Source organism: Methanoregula sp. (assembly GCF_049686655.1).
GTDB lineage: Archaea > Halobacteriota > Methanomicrobia > Methanomicrobiales > Methanospirillaceae > Methanoregula.
Genome location: NZ_JBAVIG010000030.1, coordinates 1 through 3,786, shown reverse-complemented (window position 1 = coordinate 3,786; position 3,786 = coordinate 1). Strand labels below are relative to the sequence as shown.

Here is a 3,786-nt window from a genome sequence, read left to right as displayed (position 1 = left end):
ATTACCTGCCATTTGACTCGGGTCATCACACTGCGCCCCGTCCCCCGCGGGGGACTGGTGGCGCAAGAGGGGAGCATCGTCTCTTCGAAAAAAAATGATTTTCTACAGAGCACAAATCATAACAATGCAGACAAAATCGCAGAGAACGTGCCGTGCACCGGATTACCGTTTGATCGGTGGTTGGGAGTGCTTGATAACTATCCCGGGTTCGTGGAGAAAAAAACCAGAGCAGTACTGATGCCGGACCGTTCGATCCCGTGAGGTTTTTCCCGGTGATTCAGACGGCACCTGCACAATCATACAGTGCATACTGGCGTAACAGGCTGTTCCCGTTTTCATTCCATGCTGATGCGGGAACTTCTGTGCAGTGGCCGGACACCCATGATAAGATCGCGTCGTTCCCACCGGTATCCCCTGCCGTACTAAGGGTACCGTGGAGATTCCTGGAAGGTCCGATTATGTATTGCACGGTGCCGTTGTGGATCATTCCCTGCATTTTTCCCGCCGTGATGATCTGATCGGTCCCAAGAAAGCCACCCAGCGCCATGACCGGTTTTCCAGTATCGACGATCAGTGTTCCCGCCATATGCCCGTTGAAAGGTACGGCGGCGAGGTAGGTCCTGTTGTCACCGTGGGAAAGCAGGAAACCGGCCAGACCGGCTAAACCCGTATCCGTACTATCCTGTGCAGGTCCGTTCATGAGAGGGACACTGGACCATGCTACCGGTGCAATAAAAAGAATCGCGACCGCAATACATGCCACGGATATAGAACTACGCTCGGCAGCCTGCATCTTTTTTGTCCGCAGCCACACCAGTGTTCCTGAACAGGAGATACATCCTGCCACCACGACAACGGGAAGAGAGCCGAACCTCACGGGATCATAGATAAACGGATGTGAGACCACCCAGGCCTGCACCAGGCCGGTTACCAAGACCGCTGCAACAAACACCCAGCCCGTAACCCGGTCGCTCCGGTATTCACGGTACATTGCCACCGCACTGATCCCCACGAGACCCGCAAGCGGCGGCGCGATCGTGGCAAGGTAATACAGGGCCAGGAATCCCGGCGTGAAACTGAAATAGAGCAGCCCCGGCAGTAACCAGAGGCAGAGCGCCAGAATGGTGAGTTCCTGCTCAGAAAAGATACCTCCTTCCCTGAACCCGGCAAGAGAAATGGAGGCCGGTCGCCGCCACCATGCAAACAGGCCGATCAGGGCAAACAGCAGCAGCCAGCTGAACTGGCAGTAAATCTCATAATTGAAGAATCGCAGAAGACCGGGATCGCCCTCTCCCAGGAAAGAGGCTGCATGTATGTCACCCGCAAATGCGTCCTCGCCGTTGTGGCCCAGCATCAGCCCGACCACAGAATTATCCCCGCTGCTCCCGATGTATGGGCGCTGGTCGGCGGGAATCGCGTCAACGGCTATCGCCCACGAGAGCGAGACCGCGGCAAGCACCAGCAGGGCAACAGCAAGGTGAATGACCTTCTGCCGGACGGGAAGAGCAGCGCCAAAAAGGTAGATAGCGATGATCGCAGGCACAACCACAAGCGCCTGGATCATCTTGATGTTGAACCCGATACCGACAAGCACAAAAGACAGTACCAGGAGCCGGAATGAATGATCGCGTGCCGCTTTGAGTGCTACCAGGATCGCAAGCAGGATCACAAAAATCAGCTGGGTGTCCATGGTGCCGTTGCGCGAAGTGCTGACAAAAACCGGCGTTGTCGCAAGAGCGAATGCTGCGATCAGGCCAGCAGGTTTCCCAAACGGCCGTTTGATGATGAAGTACATGAGCACAACCGATCCGATGCCGGCAAGCGCCTGGGGGAGTGTCACCGAAAAGCTGCTGAACCCGAACACCGCTGCGCTTGCCGCCTGGACCCAGATCCCGACAGGAGGTTTATCAACGGTCACAAAACCGCCTGCGTCAAAGGAGTTGAAAAACGCTACACCGGGATTAGAGAGCATGCTCCGCACGGCGGCCGCATAATACGGGTTTGAGAATCCCTGGTTCCAGAGATTCCAGAGGTTGAGGAACCCGGCAAGAAATATAATTCCTGAAAGGAGAATCTCAGCCCGGTACTTTGATACCCATTCGCTTTTCATGCTCCAGAGACTCCGTAATCTTCACAGGCGGGCAGGTTGAAAACTCAGTGAGCCCGGCTAGTAACATATCAAAGGTATGCTTAAATTATAGTGTTCCGCCCTGAATAATTCCCCCGTATACTTTGCATAAGAGAACCTGAATGGTTCACCCACTCACCCAGGAAAAACGTCGCGGGATACCTATATTCTCCCATCTTACTCATGGATCATGGTCAGGAGCATTTTGAACCGCTTTTTTGCCTGGACCGCGTGGGGGATCTTTGCCGGCATGATGATCATCTGGCCCACATGAAGGTCATATGCCGTTTTATCGATGGTGATCTCTGCTTCCCCGTCAATGATGGATGCGATCGCATCGTAGGGGGCGGTGTGTTCCGACAGCCCCTCGCCGGCATCGAAGGCAAAGAGCGTGATGGTGCCGGTCTTTTTGTACACAAGCATGCGGCTGACCACGGAGCCGTCCTGGTATGCGATGAGATCGGCGGGAGCGAGAACCCGGCCTGCGAGGGAATCATTTTTATCGGGCATGTGATGTCACACCAGATAGGTGGGGGACTGATGAGATAAAAGCGTGGGAACAAAAAAATCCTTCAATCACGGGAATACCGGATCCATGTCAAAGAGTTCAGGTTCGATGTGATCTGCCAACGTTTCGTGGATGGTCCCGACACCCGCATCTCATAAATTCACCGGTGTTTCCCACGGGCACAATAAATTTATACTCTCTACCGGGAGATTATGAATGTGCGAACGTGGATAATTGCCGTTGGCCTCTGTATCTTTTGTCTGATCATCCCCCTCCAGTGTTTTATCATGGGTAGTGATTATGGAGTCGGAATACAGGGTGCGATGTTACGCTATCAGGTAACCCCGTGGGGTAATTCATTGATTCCTTTACCTGAGGAACTACATTTTGTTACCAGCGGTATCTATTCGGGAAAATCCGCGCTCATGGTAATTTTCTGGGCTACCGGGACCGTTGTCCTCTCACTCACTACGCTCTTCTCCCTGGTTTACTGGAACAGTCTGCCCCAGCGCTATCTCCGTTACATCCTGGCGGGGATCACAGGTGCCGGAATCCTGTACCTGGCTTCATGTATCGCCCAATACGGGCCCCTGTTCAACGGGCCGGCTGGCGTGTCCCTGCCTCTTGGGGTCCTTATCCTGTTTCTCTTTGCGGTATTTTTACATGTTTACCAGGATTTCCTGTATTCCGAGAAGACATTTTCCCGGTATTTTTTCCCGGAATGATGGTATTCTATACAGGAATACAATTCACGAATACAATTTTCACGTGCTTCGGTTCTGCAGAAAGGATGTATGTTCTGAGGTTAGACAACTGACCCTGACGACCCGGGACGTTACACACATTCCACGGTATGAGACTGCCTGGTGAGGAAACCAAATAGAACTGGCCAACCGATATATCGGTTGGCTGATGTGTTGTCAGGCTTGAATTCAAATCCTCAAATTCATTGAGACTCATCGTAATAATCAACAATACTTAATCGAGACTAATTGATCACCTCCCTCCTCAGCAAGAATAACCGGCTGAACATGACCGGGACTTTTTTGTTCATGAACCGCACAAAAATTGCCTGACATTATTGGCGAATAAAAAACAGGATAAAGAGTCCGGGTAGTATTCGTATCCAATACGTCAGATATTTTAACCA

At 52.4% G+C, this 3,786-nt stretch carries 4 protein-coding genes; 1 reads left to right on the top strand and 3 read right to left on the bottom strand.

Annotated features, from left to right (window positions below):
• Positions 1-277: 277 nt before the first annotated feature.
• Both WBL42_RS03900 and WBL42_RS03895 read right to left on the bottom strand, forming a co-directional pair.
• On the bottom strand, positions 278-2,110 hold the full coding sequence (locus WBL42_RS03900; RefSeq protein ID WP_424719954.1) for an ArnT family glycosyltransferase: 1,833 nt from the start codon (positions 2,108-2,110) through the stop codon (positions 278-280).
• Positions 2,111-2,305: 195 nt separating this feature from the next.
• Entirely contained in the window at positions 2,306-2,638 is a 333-nt protein-coding gene (locus WBL42_RS03895; protein WP_424719953.1) for a cupin domain-containing protein, read from the bottom strand.
• Positions 2,639-3,061: 423 nt separating this feature from the next.
• On the opposite strand from WBL42_RS03895, the gene WBL42_RS03890 reads away from it, so the two are divergent.
• Entirely contained in the window at positions 3,062-3,361 is a 300-nt protein-coding gene (locus WBL42_RS03890) for a hypothetical protein (RefSeq protein ID WP_424719952.1), read from the top strand.
• A 243-nt stretch (positions 3,362-3,604) separates the two neighbouring features.
• Here WBL42_RS03890 and WBL42_RS03885 read toward each other — a convergent pair.
• On the bottom strand, positions 3,605-3,786 hold a 182-nt coding region (locus tag WBL42_RS03885; RefSeq protein ID WP_424719951.1), incomplete at its 5' end, for a hypothetical protein.